Annotated in this window: 21 protein-coding genes and 1 tRNA gene; 12 read left to right on the top strand and 10 right to left on the bottom strand. The window is 67.7% G+C overall.

Annotation, left to right across the window (positions count from 1 at the left end; genetic code table 11):
• The first annotated feature begins 106 nt into the window (after nt 1-106).
• The 3 genes from AC07FN_RS26955 (at nt 107) to AC07FN_RS26945 (ending at nt 4,250) form a co-directional block, all read left to right on the top strand.
• Nucleotides 107-1,219 carry an alcohol dehydrogenase catalytic domain-containing protein gene (locus AC07FN_RS26955; RefSeq protein ID WP_478398151.1) on the top strand — a complete coding sequence of 371 codons (1,113 nt, stop codon included), beginning with the start codon at nt 107-109 and terminating at the stop codon, nt 1,217-1,219.
• Nucleotides 1,220-1,232: 13 nt separating this feature from the next.
• The gene (locus AC07FN_RS26950) at nt 1,233-2,705 is read left to right on the top strand and encodes an NAD-dependent succinate-semialdehyde dehydrogenase (protein WP_478398150.1); all 1,473 of its coding nucleotides are present in this window, start codon (nt 1,233-1,235) and stop codon (nt 2,703-2,705) included.
• A 222-nt stretch (nt 2,706-2,927) separates the two neighbouring features.
• The gene (locus AC07FN_RS26945; RefSeq protein WP_478398149.1) at nt 2,928-4,250 is read left to right on the top strand and encodes an MFS transporter; all 1,323 of its coding nucleotides are present in this window, start codon (nt 2,928-2,930) and stop codon (nt 4,248-4,250) included.
• Nucleotides 4,251-4,580: 330 nt separating this feature from the next.
• On the opposite strand, the gene AC07FN_RS26940 is transcribed toward AC07FN_RS26945, so the two are convergent.
• The 3 genes from AC07FN_RS26940 to AC07FN_RS26930 form a co-directional block, all read right to left on the bottom strand.
• A complete protein-coding gene (locus tag AC07FN_RS26940) occupies nt 4,581-5,078 on the bottom strand; it encodes an NUDIX hydrolase (RefSeq protein ID WP_478398148.1) in 498 nt (165 codons plus the stop codon).
• Between the two features lie 207 nt (nt 5,079-5,285).
• Nucleotides 5,286-6,653, bottom strand: a complete 1,368-nt coding sequence (locus AC07FN_RS26935; RefSeq protein ID WP_478398147.1) for an APC family permease — start codon at nt 6,651-6,653, stop codon at nt 5,286-5,288.
• Nucleotides 6,650-7,543, bottom strand: coding sequence for a carbon-nitrogen hydrolase family protein (locus AC07FN_RS26930; RefSeq protein WP_478398146.1), 894 nt, complete (start codon nt 7,541-7,543; stop codon nt 6,650-6,652). The genes AC07FN_RS26935 and AC07FN_RS26930 overlap by 4 nt, the downstream gene beginning before the upstream one ends.
• A gap of 212 nt (nt 7,544-7,755) precedes the next feature.
• Between AC07FN_RS26930 and AC07FN_RS26925 the strand changes: the two genes are divergently transcribed.
• From AC07FN_RS26925 to AC07FN_RS26910, 4 genes are all read left to right on the top strand, one after another.
• The gene (locus AC07FN_RS26925) at nt 7,756-8,652 is read left to right on the top strand and encodes a LysR family transcriptional regulator (protein ID WP_478398145.1); all 897 of its coding nucleotides are present in this window, start codon (nt 7,756-7,758) and stop codon (nt 8,650-8,652) included.
• Nucleotides 8,653-8,771: 119 nt separating this feature from the next.
• A complete protein-coding gene (locus AC07FN_RS26920) occupies nt 8,772-10,604 on the top strand; it encodes a serine hydrolase domain-containing protein (RefSeq protein WP_478398144.1) in 1,833 nt (610 codons plus the stop codon).
• A gap of 150 nt (nt 10,605-10,754) precedes the next feature.
• The gene (locus tag AC07FN_RS26915; RefSeq protein WP_478398143.1) at nt 10,755-11,879 is read left to right on the top strand and encodes an NAD-binding protein; all 1,125 of its coding nucleotides are present in this window, start codon (nt 10,755-10,757) and stop codon (nt 11,877-11,879) included.
• A 114-nt stretch (nt 11,880-11,993) separates the two neighbouring features.
• Nucleotides 11,994-12,338, top strand: coding sequence for a type I-E CRISPR-associated endoribonuclease Cas2 (locus AC07FN_RS26910; protein ID WP_478398154.1), 345 nt, complete (start codon nt 11,994-11,996; stop codon nt 12,336-12,338).
• 93 nt (nt 12,339-12,431) lie between these two features.
• Here the strand turns inward: AC07FN_RS26910 and AC07FN_RS26905 are convergent, their stop codons facing one another.
• The 5 genes from AC07FN_RS26905 to AC07FN_RS26885 form a co-directional block, all read right to left on the bottom strand.
• Nucleotides 12,432-13,037 carry a hypothetical protein gene (locus AC07FN_RS26905; protein ID WP_478398142.1) on the bottom strand — a complete coding sequence of 202 codons (606 nt, stop codon included), beginning with the start codon at nt 13,035-13,037 and terminating at the stop codon, nt 12,432-12,434.
• Nucleotides 13,034-14,614 (bottom strand): RNA-directed DNA polymerase, encoded by a 1,581-nt coding sequence (locus tag AC07FN_RS26900; protein ID WP_478398141.1) that lies wholly within the window; start codon nt 14,612-14,614, stop codon nt 13,034-13,036. The genes AC07FN_RS26905 and AC07FN_RS26900 overlap by 4 nt, the downstream gene beginning before the upstream one ends.
• A 413-nt stretch (nt 14,615-15,027) precedes the next feature.
• Complete coding sequence (locus tag AC07FN_RS26895; protein WP_478398140.1) at nt 15,028-16,068, bottom strand: tyrosine-type recombinase/integrase; 1,041 nt, start codon at nt 16,066-16,068, stop codon at nt 15,028-15,030.
• Nucleotides 16,065-16,532 carry a hypothetical protein gene (locus AC07FN_RS26890; RefSeq protein ID WP_478398139.1) on the bottom strand — a complete coding sequence of 156 codons (468 nt, stop codon included), beginning with the start codon at nt 16,530-16,532 and terminating at the stop codon, nt 16,065-16,067. Before AC07FN_RS26890 ends, AC07FN_RS26895 begins: the two co-directional genes overlap by 4 nt.
• A gap of 133 nt (nt 16,533-16,665) precedes the next feature.
• Nucleotides 16,666-16,751: transfer RNA gene (locus AC07FN_RS26885), tRNA-Leu, on the bottom strand.
• A gap of 122 nt (nt 16,752-16,873) precedes the next feature.
• Here AC07FN_RS26885 and AC07FN_RS26880 point away from each other — a divergent pair.
• Nucleotides 16,874-18,229 (top strand): M20/M25/M40 family metallo-hydrolase, encoded by a 1,356-nt coding sequence (locus tag AC07FN_RS26880; protein WP_132490077.1) that lies wholly within the window; start codon nt 16,874-16,876, stop codon nt 18,227-18,229.
• A gap of 54 nt (nt 18,230-18,283) precedes the next feature.
• Nucleotides 18,284-19,249, top strand: coding sequence for a tyrosine-type recombinase/integrase (locus AC07FN_RS26875; RefSeq protein ID WP_358569361.1), 966 nt, complete (start codon nt 18,284-18,286; stop codon nt 19,247-19,249).
• 6 nt (nt 19,250-19,255) lie between these two features.
• Here the strand turns inward: AC07FN_RS26875 and AC07FN_RS26870 are convergent, their stop codons facing one another.
• Both AC07FN_RS26870 and AC07FN_RS26865 read right to left on the bottom strand, forming a co-directional pair.
• On the bottom strand, nt 19,256-19,894 hold the full coding sequence (locus AC07FN_RS26870) for a VOC family protein (RefSeq protein ID WP_478398138.1): 639 nt from the start codon (nt 19,892-19,894) through the stop codon (nt 19,256-19,258).
• 75 nt (nt 19,895-19,969) lie between these two features.
• Nucleotides 19,970-20,323, bottom strand: a complete 354-nt coding sequence (locus AC07FN_RS26865) for a hypothetical protein (RefSeq protein WP_235883846.1) — start codon at nt 20,321-20,323, stop codon at nt 19,970-19,972.
• 68 nt (nt 20,324-20,391) lie between these two features.
• Here AC07FN_RS26865 and AC07FN_RS26860 point away from each other — a divergent pair, with 68 nt between their 5' ends.
• The 3 genes from AC07FN_RS26860 to AC07FN_RS26850 all read left to right on the top strand — a co-directional run bounded on the left by AC07FN_RS26860 (nt 20,392) and on the right by AC07FN_RS26850 (nt 23,527).
• Nucleotides 20,392-21,180, top strand: coding sequence for a glycerophosphodiester phosphodiesterase family protein (locus tag AC07FN_RS26860; RefSeq protein ID WP_478398137.1), 789 nt, complete (start codon nt 20,392-20,394; stop codon nt 21,178-21,180).
• Between the two features lie 102 nt (nt 21,181-21,282).
• Complete coding sequence (locus AC07FN_RS26855; RefSeq protein WP_478398136.1) at nt 21,283-22,692, top strand: MFS transporter; 1,410 nt, start codon at nt 21,283-21,285, stop codon at nt 22,690-22,692.
• A gap of 496 nt (nt 22,693-23,188) precedes the next feature.
• Entirely contained in the window at nt 23,189-23,527 is a 339-nt protein-coding gene (locus AC07FN_RS26850; RefSeq protein ID WP_093277988.1) for an RNA polymerase-binding protein RbpA, read from the top strand.
• Nucleotides 23,528-23,580: the final 53 nt, after the last annotated feature.

The following is a 23,580-nucleotide window of genomic DNA, read 5'->3' as shown; positions in this document are numbered from 1 at the left end:
CTGGGAACGCCGCGACGACATCCACGAAGCGTTCCTCGGCCTGGCCACATGCATCATCTGCTACCGACACACCAAAACCCTCTGTTAGGAACTCTAAGGACACGAAGTGAAGATCTCCGGAGCAGTTCTGGAAGAGATCGGGCGACCGCGCCCGTTCCGCGACTCAACCCCCATCACGATCTCGGAACTCGAACTCGACCCCCCGGGCCCCGGAGAGGTGTTGGTGCGGCTGGAGGCGGCCGGGCTGTGCCATTCCGACCTCTCGGTCCTCGACGGCAACCGCGTGCGCCCCGTGCCGATGTTGCTGGGGCACGAGGCCGCGGGCCGCGTCGAGGCACTGGGCGAAGGGGTAGCGGACGTCGCCATAGGCCAGCGGGTCGTGATGGCGTTCCTGCCGCGTTGCGGAGAATGCGCCGGCTGCGCCACTGACGGCCAGATGCCCTGCATCCCCGGAACCGAGGCGAACAACGAGGGCGTTCTCCTCAACGGTGGTGTCCGCCTACACCGTGACGGCTGCGAGATCAAGCACCACCTCGGAGTCTCCGGGTTCGCCACCCACGCCGTGGTCGACCGGCACTCACTCGTGCCCGTGGACAGCGACGTGCCCCCCGAAATCGCGGCCGTTCTCGGTTGTGCCGTGCTCACCGGCGGCGGTGCTGTGCTCAACGCCGGAGCGCCGAAGCCGGGTCAGTCGATCATGGTCGTCGGGCTCGGAGGTGTCGGCGTGGCCGCCCTGCTGACCGCGCTGTCCCTTGGGGAAAACGAGGTCATCGTGGTGGATTCGCTCCGCGACAAGCTCACCTTCGCCGACAAGCTCGGTGCGACCGCGTCGTACACCCCCCAGGAGGCACTTGCGCAGGGCGTCAAGGCCGACGTCGTCATCGAGGCCGCAGGCAATGCCCGCGCCTTCGAAACTGCGGTCGCGGCGACGGCGCCCGGAGGCCGCACGGTCACGGCCGGTCTGCCCGGCGCCGACGCGCGGGCGTCGATCTCCCCGCTGGGCCTCGTCGCCGAGGCGCGGACCATCATCGGCAGCTATCTCGGTTCGGCCGTGCCGTCTCGTGACATCCCCGCCTACGTCCAGCTGTGGCGCGAGGGGAAGCTGCCTGTCGAGGAACTCATCTCGTCCCGGATCGCGTTGTCGGACATCAACGAAGCCATGGACTCCCTCGCCGACGGCGCGGCGATCAGGCAAGTCGTCATCTTCGATCAGGAATGAGAAACGCCAGGCCATGAAATCCGAAGAGAAGAAGCTCCTCGCGGATGTCCGAACAGGACTGTTCATCGATGGGGATTGGAGGCCGGCCAAGGACGGTGCGACCTTCGACGTCGAGGACCCGTCCACCGGGAAGGTCCTGACCTCGGTGGCGAACGCGACCCCCGCGGACGGGGCCGCGGCGCTGGACGCCGCCGCAGCCGCGCAGGAGTCCTGGGCGGCGACATCACCCCGGGAGCGCGCCGAGTTGCTGCGCTGCGCATTCGAAGCCGTCACGGCTCGCGCCGAAGACTTCGCACTGCTGATGACGATGGAGATGGGCAAGCCACTGGCCGAGGCGCGCGGCGAGGTCGCCTACGGTGCCGAGTTCCTGCGCTGGTTCTCCGAGGAGGCCCCACGCATCTCCGGTCGTTTCGCAACCGCCCCGGACGGGAAATCCCGTCTCGTCGTGCTCAAGCGGCCGGTCGGCCCGTGCCTGTTCATCACGCCGTGGAACTTCCCGCTGGCGATGGCGACTCGCAAGATCGCGCCGGCTATCGCCGCCGGGTGCACGATGGTTCTCAAACCAGCGGCGCTGACTCCCCTGACCGCCGCGCTGTTCACCCAGGTGCTGTCGGATGCAGGACTGCCCGCAGGCGTGCTCAACGTCATCCCCACCACCGCGGCAGGTGCGGTCACCGGACCGCTGATCAAGGACTCACGGCTGCGCAAGCTCTCCTTCACCGGATCCACGCCGGTGGGCAGGAAGCTGCTGGCCGACTCCGCACAACAGGTGCTACGCACCTCCATGGAGCTCGGTGGTAATGCGCCCTTCCTGGTCTTCGGTGATGCCGACCTGGATGCCGCTGTCGACGGAGCGATGCTCGCGAAGCTGCGCAACATGGGCGAGGCATGCACCGCGGCGAACCGGTTCATCGTGCACAGCTCCGTTGCCACGGAGTTCAGCCGCAAACTCGTGGAGCGGATGGCACGGCTGCGGCCCGCCCGCGGCACCGAGCCGGACTCCGACCTCGGTCCGCTCATCGACGCCGCCAGCAGGAACAAGGTGCACGGCCTTGTCAGGGACGCGGTCGGCAGGGGCGCGGAGGTCCTGACCGGAGGCGCCCCGATAGACGGTCCAGGTTACTTCTACCCGCCGACTGTGATCACCGGTGTCAGCGAGGACGCCCGCATCCTTTCCGAAGAGGTGTTCGGGCCGGTCGCGCCGATCATCACGTTCGACACGGAAGACCAGGCCGTCGCCCTCGCGAACAACACCGAATACGGACTGGTTTCCTACGCCTTCACCCGCGACCTCCGCCGCGGCATGAGGTTGATGGAGCGGCTCGACTCCGGGATGTTCGGGCTGAACAGCGGCATAGTGTCCAACCCCGCGGCCCCGTTCGGCGGCGTCAAGCAGTCCGGACTCGGCCGGGAAGGCGGCCTCGAAGGCATCGAGGAGTTCCTCGAAGCCCGCTACGCGGGTATCGCGGACCCGTTCGCAGGCTGAAACACATCGTGCGCTCCCGGCGGAACTGAACTCGGGCGCAGCACAGCAGATCACGACTCCCCAGTGCGAATGCTGCCCGGCTCGGTTTGGTAACGACACCGCACTCCGGCACCGCTACGGGCCAGTGCTGCAAGGCGGCATATGTGGCCGCCTTGCAGCACTCCAACCGCACGCGGACCGACCTCCCCCGAAAAACCTGCTCCGACGACGAAGCGGCCTACCATGACACGCGCATCCACTCCCTCGCGCACCTCCATTACCCGAATTGTCGGCGCCAGCCTGGTCGGCACAACCATCGAGTGGTACGACTTCTTCCTCTACAGCGCTGCCGCAGCGCTGGTGTTCAACAAACTGTTCTTCCCTAACTCCGACCCACTGACCGGAACCTTGCTGGCCTTTGGCACCTATGCGGCAGGATTCGTCGCCCGCCCCGTGGGCGGGCTGGTGTTCGGACACTTCGGCGACAAGCTCGGGCGAAAGCGGCTCCTCGTGCTGAGTCTGCTGATGATGGGCGGCGCCACATGCGCGATGGGGCTTCTGCCCACGTATGCCTCTGCCGGCGTGGCTGCTCCGCTGTTGTTGACCGCATTGCGCCTGATGCAGGGTTTCGCGCTTGGAGGCGAATGGGGCGGTGCGGTGCTCATCGTCTCCGAACACGGGTCGCCACAGCGGCGCGGGTTCTGGGCCTCCTGGCCGCAAGCCGGCGCTCCGGGAGGGAACATTCTGGCCACCGGGGTGCTTGCCGTGCTCGCCGCAGTGCAGTCGGACGAGGCGTTTTTGGCTTGGGGCTGGCGCATTCCGTTCTTGCTCTCCGGTGTGCTGCTCATTATTGGACTGTGGATCCGGCTATCCGTCGCCGAGTCCCCGGTGTTCCTCGAAGCAGCGGAACAGGCCAGGCGGAGCTCGGTGGTCGTTCGCGCACCGATCGCCCAGGTACTGCGAGACTACTGGCGCGAAGTCCTGATCTCGATGGGTGCGCGGATGGGCGAGAACACCACCTACTACGTGATCACCGCGTTCATTCTCGTCTACCTGACCGGCCCGGTGGGGCTGCCCAAGTCGGTCGGTCTCAACACTGTCCTCATTGGATCGATCGTGCACTTCGTGACAATTCCGCTATGGGGTGCGTTATCGGACCGGTGGGGCCGCCGGCCCGTCATCATCGCCGGCGCGGCAGGCAGCGGCGTCTGGGCGTTCGCCTTCTTCGGCCTGCTCGACACCGGTTCCTTCTTCGTGATCACTGCGGCGACTGCGGTGGGACTCGTCCTGCACGGCGCGATGTACGGGCCGATGGCGGCCTACTTCTCCGAACTGTTCGGGACCCGGGTGCGCTACTCCGGGTCCTCGATCGGCTACCAGTTCGCCTCAGTGGTCGCCGGAGGGCTCGCGCCCCTGATCGCCACCGCATTGCTGCAATTCTTCGACAGCGCCTTGCCGGTCGCGCTCTACGTCGCGGCGATGACAGCGTTGACCGTGATCGCTCTGGTGATCTCCCGCGAGACCCGGGCAACCGAGTTCGGTCATGTGCCCGACAAGGGGCCATGAAGATCTGACTCGCATCCACTTGGGGCACCGGCCCAGCCCCCGTCCGGGCCGGTGCCCCATCCACCGCCACGGAGAACGGGCTTGGTTGGAGGTCAGGCCTCGTTGCGCCGGCGGACGAGCCGGTGACTACGAGCGACTCAGACAAGGCATAGCGGTCCGGGCCACGATCCTCGGAACCGGCCGAGATCGGCGCCAACGCAGATCATCATCCATATTGGATGAAACCGTGGAGCGCGTCTTGCGCGAGACGTTTGGGGATGCGGCGGGCAACGTGCGGTCGACGGGGCCCTGCCGCCCGATGATTCATCGAGGATCGATACTCCTCCCGTATCACGGTGACTGCAGCGGCTCCTTGTTTTCGATCTCTCGTCGAGGTTGGGCGTCGAGTTGGTTGCCGACAAGCGCGGCCACGGACTCATCGACGACTTCGGTGGTTCCGTCGGCCAGCTCCCAGCGGTGGTCGCCGTAATTCCCGCCGACGCTGAGCTGCATCACGTTGGTGACCGAGACGGCGTAGGTGTGTTGTCGGGCAAGGTGTCCGTCGCGGTCAATGAAGTCGAAGTGGCCGAGATACTCGGTGATCTCGTCGATCTCCAACCTGGTCTCTTCGGTGAGCGCACAGTCGATTGCGTGCATGGGGTGCTCGTCGACAGCGATGCGGGCGACCGGGACTTCCCACCGGCCAGGGTGGAACTCGTCGTCAGACCGGCGCTGGACGAACAGCACCAGGCCGCCGTTGTCGACGGCGACGCCGATGTAGCGATGGGCGATGTTGTCGCGCGCATCGCGGGCAGCGAGGCCGTCCAGGTCTGGCAGCTGGTGGGGCATGGAAGTTCCTTCCTCTTCGACCTGTTCGCCGCGCAGTGCGTTGTCTGCCGTGTGCGAGCTGATGGACGCGCTTCCCTTCGGCGACTTCGCAGCCGACCCTGGACGCAGGGCAAAGGGCAGCTCGGAGGGGGTACGGCCGCGCCTCACCCGGCCGGTGACCGCGTCGCGATACCGCACGACGAGCCCGGGCCGGGTGAGGCAGGGGAGCTACGCGGTGGCTGTGTCCGTGGCCGCGGTGTCGTCGTCGAAGGTCATCTCCGGTGCGGGCCGGCGGAAGCCCTTGGTCAGAACGGCCAGATAGACAACGCCGATCGCCAACCATACGCCGCCGATCTGGAGCGCGACGTCACCGAGCTTCGTGAGCAGATAGACGGAGACAGCGCCGCCGATGACCGGCATCACCAGGTACGAGAACAGGCCCAGGCTGCGGCCTCGCCGGCGCTCGCGGACCAGGTGGGCGATCACGCAGATGTTGACCACGGCGAAGCCGAGGAAAGCGCCGAAGTTGATGAACGAGGTGGCCGTGGTCAGGTCGAGCTTCATCGCTACAACACCGGCGGCCGCGGTCAACAGCAGGTTGCTGACCGGGGTGCCGGTCTTCGCCGACAACCTGCCGAAGACGGCCTTGGGCAGTACGCCGTCGCGTCCCATGACGTACATGAGGCGGGCGGCGGACGCCTGCAGGGCGATGCAGGAGGCGATGGACCCGGCGATGGTGACGAAATTGATGATCTCGGCGTACGTCTCGCCGCCGACCTGCACCTTCAGGTGGTAGGCGGCCGCGTCGACGTCGGCGAACAGCGCGCCCGGGTGGACGAGTTGCATCACGAAGGACAGCACGATGAAGATCGCGCCGGCGGCGATGACGCACCCGATGATGCCTCTGCCGATCGTCCGCGCCCCGCCCCTGGCCTCCTCGCCGAGCGTGGAGACGGCGTCGAACCCGAGGAAGGAGTACGCGGCGATGGCGGCGGCCGCGGTGATGGCGCCGATCGAAGTGTCGGCGTTCCAGATGGAGTCGGTGACCGGGGCGGACGAGCCGTGCTTGCCGAGGAAAACGACGCACAGGGTGGCGAAGAGGACCAGCGAGCCCACCGCGATGAACATCAGGACCTTGTTGACGCGGTCTGCGAGTTTCATGCCGAAAGCATTGATGCCAGTGGTCAGGGCCACCGAGACGATCAGCCAGACCCACTTGGGTACGTCAGGGAACTGGGCGTTGAAGTAGATCGCGGTGATGAGCCAGCCGACCATCGGGATGAAGAAGTAGTCGAGCAGCATCGCCCAGCCGGACAGGAAGCCGATGCGGCTGTCGAGCATTCTGCGGGCGTAGGTGTACACGGATCCCGAACCGGGCACGGCGCGCGCCATCTTCGCGTAACTCAGGCCGGTGAGCAGCATCGCGACGGTGGCGACGGCGAACGCCGTCGGGGCGGCGCCGCCGCTGGTGGCGGCGACCACGCCGAAGATGGTGACGACGATGCCGGGGGAGATGTAGGCCAGGCCGAAGAGGACGACGGAGAAGAGGCTCAGGTCGCCCTTCAGTCTCATGGTGTTACGGGGCTCGCTGCTCATCGTGGTGGCTCCTCGGTGGTGGGGACGGGGTTACAAACTGTGGGGTTCCAGGTGGCGGGGTCGATACGGCCCCCGTACAGCGGGAGTTCGAGGGGCGCGTCACCGGGGCGGAACTGGTCCCAGACGCGGTTGAGGCCGGCAGTGCCGTAGCGGCGGACGTTGCCGACCTCGTCGAGGTCGATCACGTCGGTGAGGGTGGTGTCGCCGGCGTCGACGGTTTCGGTGCGCACCGTGCCCTGCGGATCGATGACGAGGCTGCGGCCGATCCCGGACGGGGCGGCGGAGTTGACGCTGGCGACGAAGACCTGGTTGGCGATGGCGTTGGCGCGGTTGAGGACGACTTCCTGCGTGCGGTCGCTCGTCGAGGTGCGCACCACGTTGACGATCAACTCGGCGCCCAACCACGCCAGATGGCGGGAGACCTCCGGGAACCAGGTGTCGTAGCAGATGGAGAGTCCGATACGGCCGACCCCCGCGAGGTCGACGACCTCGAACCGGTTGCCGGGTGCGGTCGTCTCGTAGGGGCGCCACGGGCAGATCTTGCGGTACGCGGCGAGGCGTTCGCCCTGCGGCGAGTAGACGGGTGCCGTGTTGTGGACGCGGCTGTCGGCGCCGCGTTCGTAGACGCTGCCGGGCACCAGCCAGATGCCCAGGTCGCCCGCGAGTTCGGCGAGGGCAGCGTCCCGTTTGCCGCCGAGCGGCTCGGCGGCCTTCTCCGGCGAGGACGGAACGCCTGGGGCGGTCTCGCCGAGGTGCAGCTCGGGGTAGACGACGAGGGCGCCTGGTGCGCGCAGCTTCACGCGCCGCTCCACGTCGGAGGTGAAGCCTGCGAGGTCGTCGGCCGGGCGCCCGGGCGCCTGGGCGAGGATCAGAGGCAGGGGGCGGGCCATGCGGGGAACACCAGCCAATCGAAGGGAGGTTTCTGGCGGGAGCAGTCGGCGGTGGTTCAGCCGCCGGGGGCGTGGGCTCCGGGCGGCGGGAGCGAAGGTGAGAAAAGCGTGGGGCCCGTCACCTATAGTTTCAAATACTTCCTAGGGCTGACTTGCATGCCTTTGAGGCATGCAAGTGTCCTGCCTGCTCCGTCTTCCGAGAGGCCACTGCCATGGACCTGCGAGTGCTGCGCTACTTCCTGACCATCGTGGAGACCGGTTCCGTCACCAAGGCCGCCGAGGAGGTCCGCGTCGCCCAGCCCTCGCTGTCGCGCCAACTGCGCGGCCTGGAGGCGTCGTTGGGCATGACGCTCTTCGACCGCGGCGGCAAACAGCTGGTCCTGACCGCCGCCGGCCGGCGCTTCCTTCCGTTGGCCCGAGATCTGGTCGCCCGAGCGGACGCCGCCGAGGCCGCAGTCGGAGCGCTGGCGTCCGGTCGCGCCATGCGGATCACCGTGGCTGCGCCGCCCACCACCATCACCGACGTGATCGCGCCGTTCCTGGCCACCTGGGGACCGGAGGATCCGCTCGTCACGGTGCAAGCGGAAAGCCCGGCTCGTGCGTACCAGGCCCTGGGGAGGGGCGCCGACGTAGCCATTTCCTCGGCGCCTCCGAGGCGCCGTTTCGCCGGGCTGCCCGTGGCGCGCCTGCCGCTGTGGGCCTATGTGCGGGCCGACCACGCCTGGGCGGACCGGGACGGTGTCACGATCGGGGAACTCGCCGCGGCGCCCCTCATCGTCCTCACCCCGGCGCACGGCACCCGACGCATCCTGGACCACGCCGTGCAGGACGCGGACGCCTCGTACGACATCGTGCTGGAATGCGACACCCCGCACGTCGCACAGGCTATGGCGGCCTCGGGCCACGGAATTGCGGTGGTTTCCGACGATCCCCGCTTCGACCTGCACCCGTTGCTGATCCTCGACGGCGCGGGCGAGCCGCTGCAGATCCATCTGCACGCCGCGTGGGACGCCAGCCACTATGCGCTGCGCAGCATCGAGGCGTTCGCCGCGGGGCTGTCGCGCTTCTGCATCGAGCAGTACGGGCCTCAGGTCACCGCCCGCGGATGAGCTGGACGTATACCTGGCGGGCAGCCTGATCAGACCGGGCAGGCATTGGACGGCGGTGCCGGCGGGCCCCAGCATGCGTCGATATCCGCATCTGCTGCCGGGCCGAGAGGACACTCACCATGCCAAAACGCTTCCATGCCCGACGGCTGAGCCGTGCCACCGCCGTTACCGTCGTGCTCGCGGCGCTGTGCACCGTCTCGCCACCGACGATCGCGGCGTCCGCTCAAGCCGTGCCCGTACCCGGCGATCCGCTCACCGGAAGCGGTGCGGTGAACCGGACCGAACTCACCGCCGGCCAGCTCACCGAGGGCACCGCCACCGACACGGTGCCCGACAGCGCCTTCGCCCTGCCCGCCCAGGCAGCGCCACCCACGCACAGCTTCGAAGGCGCCCTCACCCTCAACGCTCTCGCCACCACCGGCGGCTTCCGCGCACTGAAGGACCCGCACGGATATGGAGAAACGGAGGCCACCCGGCACCTGCCACCGGTCGACATCGCCCTCGTGCAGAACGGTAGCCACCTCGTCCCGGCGAAGCGCGGGTTGCAGTACACGGGGACCCAGGCATGGAACCTGGCGGTGGGACCCGGCCGCGCGTGGAACGAGGACGGCGACGGCCAACGCACCCGCGCCTCACTGCCGTTCGCGCTCGTCGAGCGCAACGCGAACTGCGTGCACAACGGCGCCCTGACGTTCCTCTTCGACGCCACATCGGTCTCCGAAGTCCGCTACCAGATCACCACGGAGACCTGCGAGTACTTCCAGTTCGACATGTGGGGCCAGGTGCCGGCCGACTACCGGCCCGGCCCCATCGACGGCGCCGAGAACCTGCGCGACGCGTACGCCTCCGAGGTCGGGGACCGGCTCCCGACCAAGCCCATCTCGGCGCTGGCCACCGACTACCCGGACAGTGGGGTGGACGTGGCGAAGTTCGGCGCCGGCATCACGCCGTCCGCGCTGAGCGCCTTCGGCTTCTACTTCGGCGGAGTGCACTATGTGGGCAACTGCCGGACCCGGCAAGGGGAGTACCCGTTCTGCGGCCAGATGCTGTTGCCTTCGTATTCGACGGCGAAGTCGGCGTTCGCGGGAACAGCCATGCTGCGTCTGGCGAAGCGTTACGGCCCGGCCGTGGCCCAGGAGAGGCTCTCCGACCGAATCCCCGAGACCGCCGGCAACACCGCCTGGAGCGGTGTCACCCTCGACCACACTCTCGACATGGCCACCGGGAACTACATCTCGCCAGGCTACGAGACCGACGAATCGGGCCGCACCATGGCGGACTTCTTCGCAGCCGAGCCCTACGCCGACAAGATGCGACTCGCCCTGTCTTTCCCGCGTAAGGCCAGCCCCGGCAGCCAGTGGGTCTACCACACCTCGGACACCTTTCTCGCCACCCGCGCAATGAGCAACTACCTGCAGGACAAGGCCGGTTCGGACGCCGACATCTTCGACATGCTCGGTGACGACGTGCTCGAACCCGTCGGTGTCGGGCCCGACTCGCTCGTCTCCTCCCGCACCGACAACAGCCCCGGCGGAGCACCCTTCGGCGGGTACGGCATGTTCTGGACGCAGGACTCCGTCGCCCGGTTCGCCAAGTTCCTCAACAACGACCACGGCGCCGTCAACGGCACGCAGATACTCGACCCGGCACTGCTCGCGGCCACCATGCAACGCGACCCGGAGGCCCGAGGTATGACCACCACCGGCGCCAAGCCCCTGAAGTACCAGAACGGCTTCTGGGGCAAGGAGTTCACCTCCGCAGACAACCCCGCATACACCAGCCCTTTCTACGTACCGTTCATGTCGGGGTACGGCGGCATCACGGTCGCGATGATGCCGAACGGCGCCTCCTACTACTACTTCAGCGACAACAACGAGTTCAGTTGGAACGCCGCCGTCGCCGAGGCCGACAAGCTAGCGCCCATGCCCGGCGCGGCAGTTACTGCGAGGTAGACCCATCGAACGCACCCTTATCGGCCTCGGATGCGCTTCCCCTGACTATGACCGTTGCCGGGGTGTTGTCCAACCCGAACCCTTCCAGGTTCGATAGGAGACTCCAGCCAGCCGACAGTCGCTGAGGGGCGGACATTCAGCCTCCTTCGTGTGGTCACGCTCCTCGGACTCGATGATGAACGCATGAAGCCAGACGGCGATACGACCCTGGTCATCGGTTCGCTGGAGATCGCTCGCCGGACCTGCGCCGCGCTCAGGGCACGCGGACAACGCGTGATCCACCTGCTCCAGCCCGCCGAAACAGATATCCGTGCCGCACTTTCCGCCGGTGTCACCGCGGTGGCCGTCCTGGTCCGCGGTGACGTCACCGCCCTGCGCTACGCATTGTTCGTGGAGCATCTCCTCCCTGAGGTACCACTGGTCGTCACGCTGTTCGATCGCACGGTCGCCGGCCAACTCGTCCGCGCCGTACCCAACTGCCGCGTCACCTCGCCCGCGGATATCGCCGTGCCGTCGATCATCGGCGCGTGTCTTAGCGACGTCCTCGCCGTCGATCAGGACGCGAACGGCCCGTTCGCGCTCACCCGGGCGCCGGGCGGGGTGACCAGGACGCCTTGGCGGCCAAGACATTCCCGGCTTGGATTGCTCCGGAACGCCCTCGCCAGCCAAGCCAGGCCACACGACACCACCAGCACCATTCTCCTGGCGGGACTGGCTGGGCTGCTGCTGACACTCGGCACCGACTGGCTCATCGCGATGACCGCTCTGCACCACTCACCTGGCCGGGCCCTTTATGCGGCCGCCCGCATCGTGGCGACTGTGGGCCCTGCCGATGCCGATCCCGACGCCGACGCGCCAGCCTGGTACCTCGCGTTCGCCACCGCCGCGATGCTGCTGACCATTGGCACCACGGCGTTGTTCACCGCCGGAGTCGTCAACCGGCTCCGGTCGCCCCGCAGCGTCAGCCTCATAGGCCGGCGCACGCTGCCCACCCGGGACCATGTGGTCGTAGTCGGACTGGGACAGGTCGGACTCCGTCTCTGTACGCACCTGCGCAGACTGCGGATCCCCGTCGTCGCGGTCGAACGAAATCCCCGCGCGACCAATCTGCGGCTTGCCCGGAAGGCCAACGTGCCGGTCTTGATCGCGCACGCCGACGACCGCAATATTTTGCGCACGCTTTCCCTGCACCGTGCCCGCGCACTCGCCGCGATGGGCGCTGATGAGCTGGATACGTCCAAGTGTCGGTTCGAACCCGACCGGGGGCACTCATAATCCCTGGTCAGAGGCTTGTTGGCGTCTTCTGGGACTTGCTTGGTGGTGGGGGTATCCACCGTTCACTCATTGCATTGGTCCCTCGGCACGGGCATTGCTTTACGGCTGCCGATCATGTGGAGTTCGGTGGTCGACAGTGAGTCGTGTCGGCTTCGCGCACGCGGACATGGTTCCGCGAACCCCTGGAACAGCCGTGTGTCGGCCTTGCGCCCGACGAGCGCGCGTTCGGGTTCAACATGTCGCGAAATCAACGCCGGTGTCTTCGTCGGCAACCGGCGTATCTGTGACCGTCTTTGGGAGCTACTCACGGCCCGTGTCGGAGACGGTCAAGCCGTTGTTGTCGAACCCGTGAACATCGAGCAAGGCTGGACTGTGCCAACCGCAGGGCGCGACCGGTGGCGCCCAGTCCGCAGAGCCTTCAGCAGGACCGGCACCCGAGTGCACGGGGCCCGTGGATGACCTGGTCTCCCATGCCAGCGCGACCGGTCGACAGTATCCCATCACTATTGACCGTGCCATAGCGCGCGATCCCGGTGGGCATACGCGAGTTGGTCAGCCTCTGGCTTGGATTGCCAGATCGAGTCTCTCGATGAAATCGCGGCATGCCGACGCGGCTGCGGCAAGACTCTTGTCGGAGAGCACGATTCTGTCGCCGTCGAGTGGGATGCCTGCGGCCTTGAGTCTGTCCTTGACCCTCTGTTCGGTCCTTTCGTTCCGTAGCTGGTGCCTTGTTAGCCTCCCTAAGCCGTGGGCGACGGCGTTGCGCGCTTCAGCTAGTCGCTCAACCGCCTTCCAATCCTCGTCAACGTCGAGCCAATCCTTGTAGGCATTCTTCTGGTCATTCCAGGTGCTGGTGCGGCGGATAACGGCATCTTCAGCCACTTTGATGGCGGCAGTGCTTCGCGCACCTGCAACTGCTCTGTTGATTTCGCGTGACAGCATGTCCGACGCGAACGCCTCAGTGATTGACAGTAGCCTGATCAGTGTGGCTTGGCATCTGTCCTGGACCGGATTCCCATCCGGTGCTACCCGCAGCCGGGTACGTTGCTGCGGTTTCAAAGCCGCGACCGCAGCACGATGGGCCCCAAGCGTGCGGAACAGCAACGCCGACGACGCCTCGGCTTCAGCAGATGGAACCTGCGGAACGGGCTTGGTCATCGCGGTGCCAGGGTCTGGAGGAGCAGCCGGTCCAGTTCGTCGTCAGCTGTCCTTTCCGCTCTCGTGATGTCAAGGCCGATCAAGCCCGAGTACGCTAGGCGCCGCCATTCCGGCCCGACCCGATCGACAGCAGCCGCCACTAGGTCAGGCTCGCCCCGTCGGATCCGTCCCAACGCGGCCGCAGCGGTGGCGGCCAGGCCGTCATGGCTATCTGTAATGCACTGGGCTAGCCAATCTTCGTAGGGGTGTCTGTGTTGTGAGGGACGAACACCACCAGCGGCCTGCGCTAGCCACATTCCCTGCCATGCGCTGAGGATGTTGCCGGTGACGGCGTCATCAAGTGCCCTACGGAGATCGGCACGCTCACGCTGGCCGTTCTGCCCGTATGCATCCAGGTATGCTGCGACCTGAGGAGTGAGGGCGGGCTCATAGCGGAGCAGCGCTGGCAGGGAGCTCAGTGGACGGGAGTTGCCGGCCGCACCGAGCGTCGGCAAGGCGCGGCCAAGCAGAGACTGAGTGATCGCGGCCTCCTGCGCAGCCTGCACCTCTTCGGATTCGTCCTCTCTCTCCCAAAGTTCGAACGCCCGCTGCGCAGCTCGTAGACGTCGAGGGTCGATGTCTTCGGACGCTTCGCTGTAGTTCGCGGCAAGCGCTTCGTCCTCCTCGACGCGGTCCAGAAGCGTGCCGCCAGGTGTCAATAGCGTCGCAGGGGCACTGCCCTCGTCGCCATAATCCGGGCCCAGGAACCCCAAACCGCCGAGCGGGGCGGCCGACTCACCGCCAGCGAACAGGCGCTGCTCCGCGTCGGCAAACGACGTAAGGGAACTCCGGTAGTTTTCCGCGCCGTATGTGTAGGTCTTGCGCTCGTTGAGTACCAGGCCGAGGGCTCGTACCTCCATCGCGCATGCTTCGAGCGAAGCACGAGCGTCGCCTAGGGAAGGGGAACTGATCCGGAAATCGTCAGAATAAGTAAACACGGTGGTGCCCTGGCGGAGGAGGCGTCTGCGAACTGGGTCGATGTAGACGTCGCCCAGCAAATCACTGGCATGGTGCACTTGCGGCAGTCCGACGCGGCGGCCGAGGACCGAAGCCAACAGATCGGCCAGTGCGTCGGTGGCGAGCTCCTCGCCGGTTTGGGCAATCAGCTCGGCGCACAGCATGTCGTGGTCGACAAACTCGTAGTAGGAAGTCACGTCGGTCTTGCTGATGTACTCCACTCCAGGGACGTCGAGTGGCGCGTTCCGGAACTGTTCGATCGGTCCCCGGCTGCGCAACTGTTCCGGCAGCGCGTCGCTGATGAGTTCCACGAGCGCCCGGTACAAGACCCTGTCTTGCAGGGCCATGACGTGCAATGGTCGCGCGCCGCGCAAACCCTTGTCCGCGAACACGACACTGGCGTGTCTTCCGGAAGGACCGCGTCGCAGCTGAGGGCGCAGCCAGGTCTCCACCGCCGACAGATTCTGGGCGAATGCTGCGTCATCCAGGCGGGGAGGCAACAGTCTGTTGCGCGACGATAGCTCGAGCTCAACGGCGTTGGTGATGTCTGCACGGTCCAAGAGGCCGCGGTCGATCGGCACGCTCGCTCCCCACATCGAGGTATAGGTGGTTTTGTCGAATCTAGGGATAGCACAGACAGACGTGAGATTCAGCCAGGTAGTGAGCCTCCCTGAGGCTGCTTCGCCACCTCACAGGAGCGGGACGTAGTCCTGGCCGTGGGGCGCTCAGATGGTGAGGGTGTTGCTGTCCTCCCTGAAACGATCAGCCGACTATCCAGTTCACGGCGAACACCACTACGACCACCAGCGCCCAGACGGATTAAGGCCACAGCAACAGCCCACTGCTCGGGCCGGGTATCCGATGGCGTCGCAAAGCCCCGCGTCGACTTGCCGGTTGTCGTGGGTTCTTTATAGAGCTCACGGTCGATGCGTTCGGGAAAAGGCGAGAGGCCCGGTTGGTTTCCGGGCCTCCCGCGTTGGTTGGTTGTTGGTGCTTAGGTGGCTAGTGGGTGGGGTTCTCCGGTGAGTGCGGCGAGTGCGGCGGCGATTTCGCGGATGTCGGCTCGGGTGTAGGTGGTGGTGCTTCCGCCGTCGCCGTTGTTGTTGTCGGTGTGGCCGGCGTAGGCGCGGGCCACGGCGTAGCCGAAGTTGCGTTCGACCCATTTCAGGGTGGTGTGGCGGAGCCAGTGGATGCTGATTTGCTGGGTGGCGACCCAGGGGAGGTGTTTGCCGAGTCGGGTCCAGAGGTGGTCGTAGCGTCGTTTGGTGATGGGGTTTGCGTTGGCGTAGCGGAGGAGTTGTCCGCCGGATGTGGCGGCGCCGCGTTGTTCGGCGTGTTCGCGGAGATGGGTCATGAGGGTGGGGGAGACCGGTTGCCAGCGGACGGTCTCGCCTTTCTCGTGGAGCATGATCAGGCAGAGGTCGGGGTCCAGGTCCCGGGGTGTGAGGGCCAGTGCTCCGCCTCGGCGGCAGGCTGTCTCGGTGTGCAGCCGGAGGATGAGGCTGTCGAGCACCGGATCGTTACCGGTGGTGGCAGCGATGTGGTTGATTTCCTCCAGCCGGGAGTCCGGCAGCCCGCGGCGCGTGGTGGGCAAGCGGCGCGGCTTGGGCACCTTCTTGGCGGGGTTGTCGGTCTCGCTGATCAGCTCGTCGGCCACGGCGTGGTTGTAGAGGCAGCGCAGGGCGGCGATGAGGTGTTCGGCGGCGCCGCGTCCACCGCGGGCGTTGCGGCGGATGACCACCTGGCTGCGGGTCTTCTCGGCGAGCTGTTTGATCTCCAGCGCTGTTGGTTCGTCCAGCCGCCGCTGGCCCCACTCTGCTTCCACGCGTTTCCAGTAGGAGCTGTACACGCGCCGGGTGCCGGCGCTGACCGCGCCTGCGACCTTGGGGATGTACTCGGCGAAGGTCGGAGCGAGCGGCCCTGTGGACGGGGTGCTGACGAGGTCGTCCACCGAGACGCCGAGGCGCCCGAGCAGCAGCTTCGCTGCTTCGATCTCCTTCGGACCGGCTCCTGATGTGATCTTGTTCTCGGTCATGCCGGCTCACCGCCCCAGACCATGGCGTGACGCTGCTTCAGGGCTTCGTCCACGGCCGTCAGAGGGTCGACCAGCAGCATGTCCCGCTGCGGGTCGGCGACCAGCAGCACCGAGTCGCCGGTGCGGATGTCGCAGGAGGCTCTTGCTGTGGCCGGGATCATGATCTGCGGTGTGCTGGGCAGCCGGTGGATTCCGCCCGGATCGGGCTGCAGCACGACCGCTCCCGAGGTGACCCGGATGGTCAGGCTCTGGCCGGGTTGCCACTCCAGGGCGTGCAAGACCGGGGTGGCCGAGACCCGGCCGGACGAGTCCAGCCGGACCATGTCGTAGATCACCGGCAGCTCACGGCGCCGGGTGATGACCGGCAAAGGCAGGCCACGACACTGCCCGCTCCCCGCCTCGGCCGGAGAGCCATGGTCGGTGACCACGGGCGGCACCAGGCCGGTGACGATCTGCTCACTCATGGCCACCACCCCGGTGACCAGCGCACATCAGGGGAGAACGCCTCTGCAGACACCAACGATCGCGACGGCCGAAGGGCCGTCGCGATACGGTGTTCAAGTACTCACTGCGATGGGGAAATTTCACGCGATTTTGTGTCCGAGGGGGGACTTGAACCCCCACGCCCATTAGTAGGGCACTAGCACCTCAAGCTAGCGCGTCTGCCATTCCGCCACTCGGACATCTTCGGCTCGGCCCTCTTTCTTTCGGGCCTCCCCGCTGTGTTGTGTACATAGATTAGCCCATGGTCAAACACGCTCCAACGGCACCCCCCTCTTCCGTGGTCGGGTGATAGAAATGCCTGGTGAGCGCACACAACGAGGGTATCTCCGGCACTGATCACGACGCTGGGTTGCTGCGGGCCGAGGACGAGGTCGTCGGCCTGGCGAGCGACCTGATCCGCATCGACACCACCAACACGGGCGACCCCGAGACTCTCGTCGGCGAGCGTGCCGCCGCCGAGTTCGTGGCGGCCAAGCTCAGCGAGGTCGGTTACGACGTCACCTACGTCGAGTCCGGGGATCACCCCGGGCGCGGCAACGTCATCGCCCGCTTGCCCGGCGCCGACTCCACGCGGGGCGGGCTGCTCGTGCACGGGCACCTGGACGTCGTTCCCGCCGATCCCGCCGAGTGGTCCGTCCACCCGTTCTCCGGGGCCGTGCAGGACGGCTACGTGTGGGGGCGCGGCGCCGTCGACATGAAGGACATGCTGGCCATGAGCCTCGCCGTCGCGCGGCGGCTCAAGCGCGACGGCATCACCCCGCCGCGGGATGTCGTCTTCGCGTTCCTGGCCGACGAGGAGGCCGGCAGCTTCCACGGGGCTCAGTGGCTGGTCGACCACCGGCCCGAGCTCTTCGAGGGCTGCACCGAGGCGATCAGCGAGGTCGGCGGCTTCTCGGTCACGCTCAAGGACGGCGTTCGCGCCTATCTCGTGCAGTCTGCGGAGAAGGGCATCCGCTGGCTGAAGCTGCGGGTGCGGGCCCGCGCCGGGCACGGTTCGATGGTGCACGACGACAACGCCGTCACCAAGCTCTCCGAGGCCGTTGCGAAGCTCGGCAACCACCGGTTCCCGCTGGTGCTGACCGACTCGGTTCGCGAGTTCCTCGCCGGCGTCACCGAGATCACCGGCTGGGACTTCCCGGAGAACGACATCGAGGGCGCCGTCGCCAAGCTCGGGAACCTGTCGCGGATCGTCGGCGCCACGCTGCGCGACACCGCGAACCCGACGATGCTCACTGCCGGGTACAAGCACAACGTGATCCCGTCGGTGGCCGAGGCCGCCGTGGACTGCCGGATCCTGCCCGGGCGCGAGGAGGCCTTCGACCGCGAGCTGGCCGAGCTCCTCGGACCCGACGTGGAGCGGGAGTGGGTCGGGTTGCCGCCGGTGGAGACCAAGTTCGAGGGCCGCATCGTCGACGTGATGACCGCGTCGCTGCTCGCCGAGGATCCGGGGGCGAAGGCGCTGCCCTACATGATGTCCGGCGGCACCGACGCGAAGTCGTTCAGCCGGCTGGGCATGAACTGCTTCGGCTTCGCGCCGTTGAAGCTGCCTGCGGACCTCGACTTCGCCGCCCTGTTCCACGGTGTCGACGAGCGGGTCCCGGTGGACTCGCTGAAGTTCGGCACCCGCGTGCTCGACCGGTTCATCCGCAACAGCTGATTGTCGGTGCCGTCTGGTTTCATCTACCCGAGTTGATCACCGGGGAGGTGCGGCGTGGACGTGGCGCGGTTGATCGAGATCTACCTGGAGCACCTGCAGGCCAGGAAGCTCGCGGCCAATTCGCTGCGCGCCTACCGCCGCGACCTGGAGTCGGTGGCCGGTGAGCTGGTCGAGCTCACCGGCACCGGCGCCGACCGGCTGGCCGTGGACCTGGTCACCGCCTCGGTGCTGCGGTCGGCGTTCGCGCGGTTCGCCGCGTCGCGGTCCGCCTCGTCGGTGACCCGGGCCTGGTCGACCTGGAACGGTTTCTTCGGGTTCCTGGTGGTCGAGGGCGCGGTGTCCGGCAATCCGATGCAGGTGGTGCCGAAGCCGCGCAACGCTCCCTCCACGCCGAAGCCGCTGCAGGGCGAGGACACCCCCGAGCGGCTGCTGCGCACGGTGGCCGCCGGGGCCCGGCGGGCGCGGAATCCGTGGCCGGAGCGCGATCTCGCCGTGCTCGCCACGCTGCTGTGCACCGGGGTTCGCTCGGCGGAGCTGCTGGAACTTACCGTCGGCTCGCTGGCCGGGCGGGCGGGGGATCGCCGGCTGCACGTGCACGGCAAGGGCGGCAAGAACCGGTCCATCCCCATCGAGGACACCCTGGACTCGCTGATCCAGAGCTACCTGGAGTCGCGGCGGGTGCGGTTCGGCGACCGGCTGCCCGGCGGCGAGCCGCTGTTCGTCGATCACCACGGCGAGGCGCTGCGCCGGGGCGGCCTGCAGTACCTGGTGCGGCAGTCCCTGCGGGCGGCGGGCGTCTCCGACCGGGTGCAGCCGGGCGCGATGGTGCACGCGCTGCGGCACACCTTCGCGACGCGGCTCGCCGAGGACGGGGCGAGCGCCGCCGAGATCGCCAAGCTGCTCGGGCACTCGTCGATCAACTCCAGCCAGACCTACATCGACGTGACCGCGCGCGAGCAGCGGTTGTCCGTGCGCGCCAACCGGACGTTGCAGGTGCTCGGCGAGCTCTCCGGCGGCTAGCCGCCGTCAGCCCCACTTGTCGGCCGTGGCCAGGCCGATCGTCGCTCCGGCGGGGTCGGATACCACCACCGTCGCGCCCAGCAGCGGGTGATCGGCGCGGTCGACGGTTTCGCCGCCCAGCTCCACCACCCGGGCGCTGATCGCCTCGACGTCCTCCACCGCGAAGTAGCACAGCCAGCCCCAGCCGGCCGGTCGCCGCATCGTGCGGGACGCCAGCGGCCGACCGTGGGCGAGGTACTGGTCCGCGTGCACGGACCAGCTCAGGATGTCCGCCCAGAACGCGTCTGCGCGGTCCGGGACCGCCGTGCACAGCTCGATCCAGCAGGGCTCGCCCGGCCGCGGGCTCGGCGCCCACGGCCCGTGCTGGGCCCGCCCCTTGGCGATGAGCGCGACCGCGTCGTCGGGGCCGGTCAGCGAGCCGTCCTGGGTGGTTCCGGCGAACATGGGGCGCCAGCCAGGCAGTTCGCGGCCGCGCGGGGAGCGCATCGCGGCGCAGCGGCGGTTGCCCACCCAGCAGTCGAAACCGACGCCGGTCGGCGCCGGGGTCCAGTCGAGCAGGGCCCGGTAGAAGACCGCCGAAGCTATCGGGTCCTGGCTGATCAGGTCGGCGCGGCGCAAGCCGCGGACTACGGGACGTGCGGGCACCGTCGATTCCTCGCCACCGCTGGGGACCAACTCATCCTGGCCACCCCGGCCGGTCCGCACAATGCTCCGTTCGTCTCACCGCAGCCGTTCGAGCTCCCCGGCCACGGCCACCACCTGGGTCGCGAGCTTGCGCAGTTCGGCGTGGTCGGCCGCGTCCTCGATGGCCGTGACCACGTCTTCGGCCGCGCAGCGCAGCTGGAACAGCCGGTCCTGCAGATCCGCGAGCTCGGCGGCGGAGAGCACCACCGCGTCTTCCGGGAGGCCGCCGCGCTGCACCGCGGTGCGGCGCTCGTAGGCGCGTTGGCGGCAGGACTGCGCGCAGTACAAGCGGGGTCGTCCTTGCCTGCCCGACTCCGGGACGCGCCGTCCGCACCACGCGCAGTGCCTGGCTTGGCGCGGGCGGCGGGACGGCAGGTCGGAGGTTTCCACGATCGATCACGTTAGCCAAGGGCCCCGCCTGCGCGGTGCAGGCACGCCGATCGGGCAGAGTTGCGGACGTGACGCATCCTTTCCTGTCCGGTCCCCGGCCCCGCGCGTTCGCCCACCGCGGGTGGCACCTCGGGGAACTGCACGATCTGGAGAACTCGCTGGCCGCGTTCCGACGCGCCGCCGACAAGGGTTACCACTACATCGAGACCGACGTCCACGCGACGGCCGACGGCGTCGTGGTGGTGAACCACGACGCGACGCTGGACCGCACCACGGACGGCCGCGGCCTCATCGAGCGGCTGCCCTGGTCGGCCGTCGGCTCGGCGCTCATCGGCGGGCGGGAACCTGTGTGCCGGCTGGACGCCGCGCTGGAGGAGCTGCCGGAGATGTTCTTCAACATCGACGTCAAGGCCGACTCGGCGGTGGCGCCGGTGTTGCGGACGCTGCGCAGGCACAACGCCTGGGACCGGGTGTGCCTGGCGTCGTTCGCCGAGCACCGGCTGGCCGCGATGCGGCGGGCCATCGGGCCGCGGCTGCTCACCTCGACCGGGCGTCGTTCGGCCGGGTTGCTGTGGGTGAGCTCGCGGTGGGGCGGCTGGCCGCTGCGGTCGGCGGTGGTCGGCGGCGCGACGCAGGTGCCGACGGGCTTCGGCCGGCTGCGTTTGATCGACTCCCGCTTCGTGCGCCAGGCTCATCGCTGGGGCATGGAGGTCCACGTGTGGACCGTCGACGACGCCGTGGAGATGCGGGAGCTGCTGGATCTCGGCGTGGATGGGCTGGTCACCGACCGGCCGGACGTGTTGCAGGAGGTGTTGCGGGAGCGGTTCGGCGAGCCGCAGCCGGAGGTCGGCGGATGAGCAGAACTACGCATTGTCGCCGCACGGACCTCCACCGCGTTCGTTGAGCCAGTAAGGTCCGGTTACCCCCAATCGAGTGATCTTGGCCGGAGGACCGAACGGATGAGCGTGATGGACAGCGACCTGGCACCGGACGCCGCGCGGCGGCGGCGCCGGGAACAGCGGGGTTGGTGCTGGTACGACTGGGCCAACTCGGTGTTCCCGACCTCGGTGACCACGGTCTTCCTCTCGCTCTACCTGACCTCGGTGGCGACCGAGGCCGCGAAGGCGGACGTCGCGCGCAACGGCCTGAACGCCTGCCCGCAGAACAACGCGCTGGTGCAGTGCGACATCTCGGCGTTCGGGCTGGTGTTCCCGGCCGGGTCGTTGTGGGGCTACCTGCTTTCGGTGGCCACCGTCGTGCAGGTGGTCGTGCTGCCGATCACCGGCGCGATCGCGGACCGGACGCAGAGCAAGCGGCTGATGCTGGGGATCTTCGCGTTCGGCGGCGCGGCGATGACGGCGCTGCTGGCGCTGGTCGGCGGGCAGGACTGGCAGCTCGGCGTGGTGCTGTTCATCATCGCCAACATCTGCTTCGGCGCCTCGGTGGTGGTCTACTACTCGTTCCTGCCGGAGATCGCCTCGGTCGACGAGCGGGACGACGTCTCCACCCGCGGCTGGGCCGTCGGTTACCTGGGCAGCGGTGCGGCGCTGGCCATGCACCTGGTGATCTACCTCGGCCACGACGCGATCGGCATGAGCACGGAGACCGCGGTCCGGCTGATCTTCCTGTCCTCGGGCGTCTGGTGGGCCGTGTTCACGCTGCTGCCGCTGGCGGCGCTGCGTGAACACCGCGCCCCGGAGGGGGCCGTGCGCGGCCCGTCCGCGGTCACCGCGGGCTTCAAGCAGTTGATGACCACGTTCCGGGAGGCGAAGCACTTCCCGCTGACGCTGGCGTTCCTCGGGGCGTACTGGATCTACACCGACGGCATCTCGACGGTCACCCAGGTCTCGGCGCAGTACGGCAACCTGGAGCTCAAGCTCCCGCAGGACTCGCTGATCATCACGCTGCTGATCGTGCAGTTCATCGCCTTCGTCGGCGGGGTGCTGCACGGGGTGGTGGCGCGGCGCATCGGCGCGAAGAAGACGATCCTGATCAGCCTCGCCACCTGGCTGGTGGTGCTGGTCGCCGCGTACTTCGTGCAGGCCGGACAGCAGATGCAGTTCTACGGCCTGGCGGTGGGCATCGGGCTGGTGCTCGGCGGCACCAATGCGCTGTCCCGGTCGCTGTTCAGCCAGATGGTGCCGCCCGGCCGGGAGGCCGAGTACTTCTCGCTGTACGAGGTGGGGGAGCGCTCCACGTCGTGGCTGGGCCCGCTGGTGTTCGCCGGCGTCGGGCAGGCGACCGGGTCGTTCCGGCTGGCCATCGTGTCGCTGGTGGTGTTCTTCGCGGTCGGGTTGGTGCTGGTCGCGCTGGTGCCGGTGCGGCGGGCGATCGAGGCGGTCGGCAACCCGGCGCCGAAGGTTCTCTGACCCGTTCGGTGACCACGCTGCGTGTCTGGCGGGTGACGATGCGCGCCTGCCTCGCCAAGACGGCGGCGTTGCTCCATGCTGGTGACAGGCGTGGCCGGGATTTTCGACGCGATCGGAATATGCCGGTACGCAGCGTTGTGACAACAGGGAACCAAGTATAGCTACATTCAGTTACCAATTTTTGCGTCTTGTCCGCCGTCCGTGTCGTGATCTCCGTCCCACTATGGTCACTTTCCCGGCATCCAGCTTGGCCATAGTGACTCATCATCTGGCACTATCACCCGTTCGAACGCACCTATAGATTGCGAGTGGGATAACGCGTCACGAACGCCGACCGATTGCATCTCTAGGGAGAAAGCCGTCGTTGATGGGTGAACAACGTCACCGACGGCAACCAGAAGCACTACACCGGGAACATACGGCGGCTTCCCCGTCGTTGCACACGGTGAGCACAACCGCTCGGGCCAGGTCCCGGGCCGAAGTGAAAGGAACCGTCATGGCCGACCGCGTTCTGCGTGGCAGCCGGCTCGGAGCGGTGAGCTACGAGACCGACCGTAACCACGACCTCGCACCGCGCCGGACGGTGCGCTACGCCTGCCCCAAGAGCCACGAGTTCGAGGTGCCGTTCTCCGACGATGCCGAGGTGCCGCCGACTTGGGAGTGCCGCCTGCACGGCACCGAGTCGAAGATCATCGACGGCAGCGAGCCGGAGCAGAAGAAGGCCAAGCCGCCGCGCACCCACTGGGACATGCTGCTGGAGCGGCGCACCATCCCGGAACTCGAGGAGCTGCTCAACGAGCGCCTCGACCTGCTGCGGACGCGCCGCGGGCACTGAGCGACCAGGATCCGACGAAGCGCCTGGGGCATCCCGTCCCGGGCGCTTCGACG

The organism is Saccharopolyspora sp. NPDC045941, from assembly GCF_056431445.1.
Note: the sequence above shows the minus strand (reverse complement) of the source record. Positions and strands in the feature narration are given on the sequence as shown.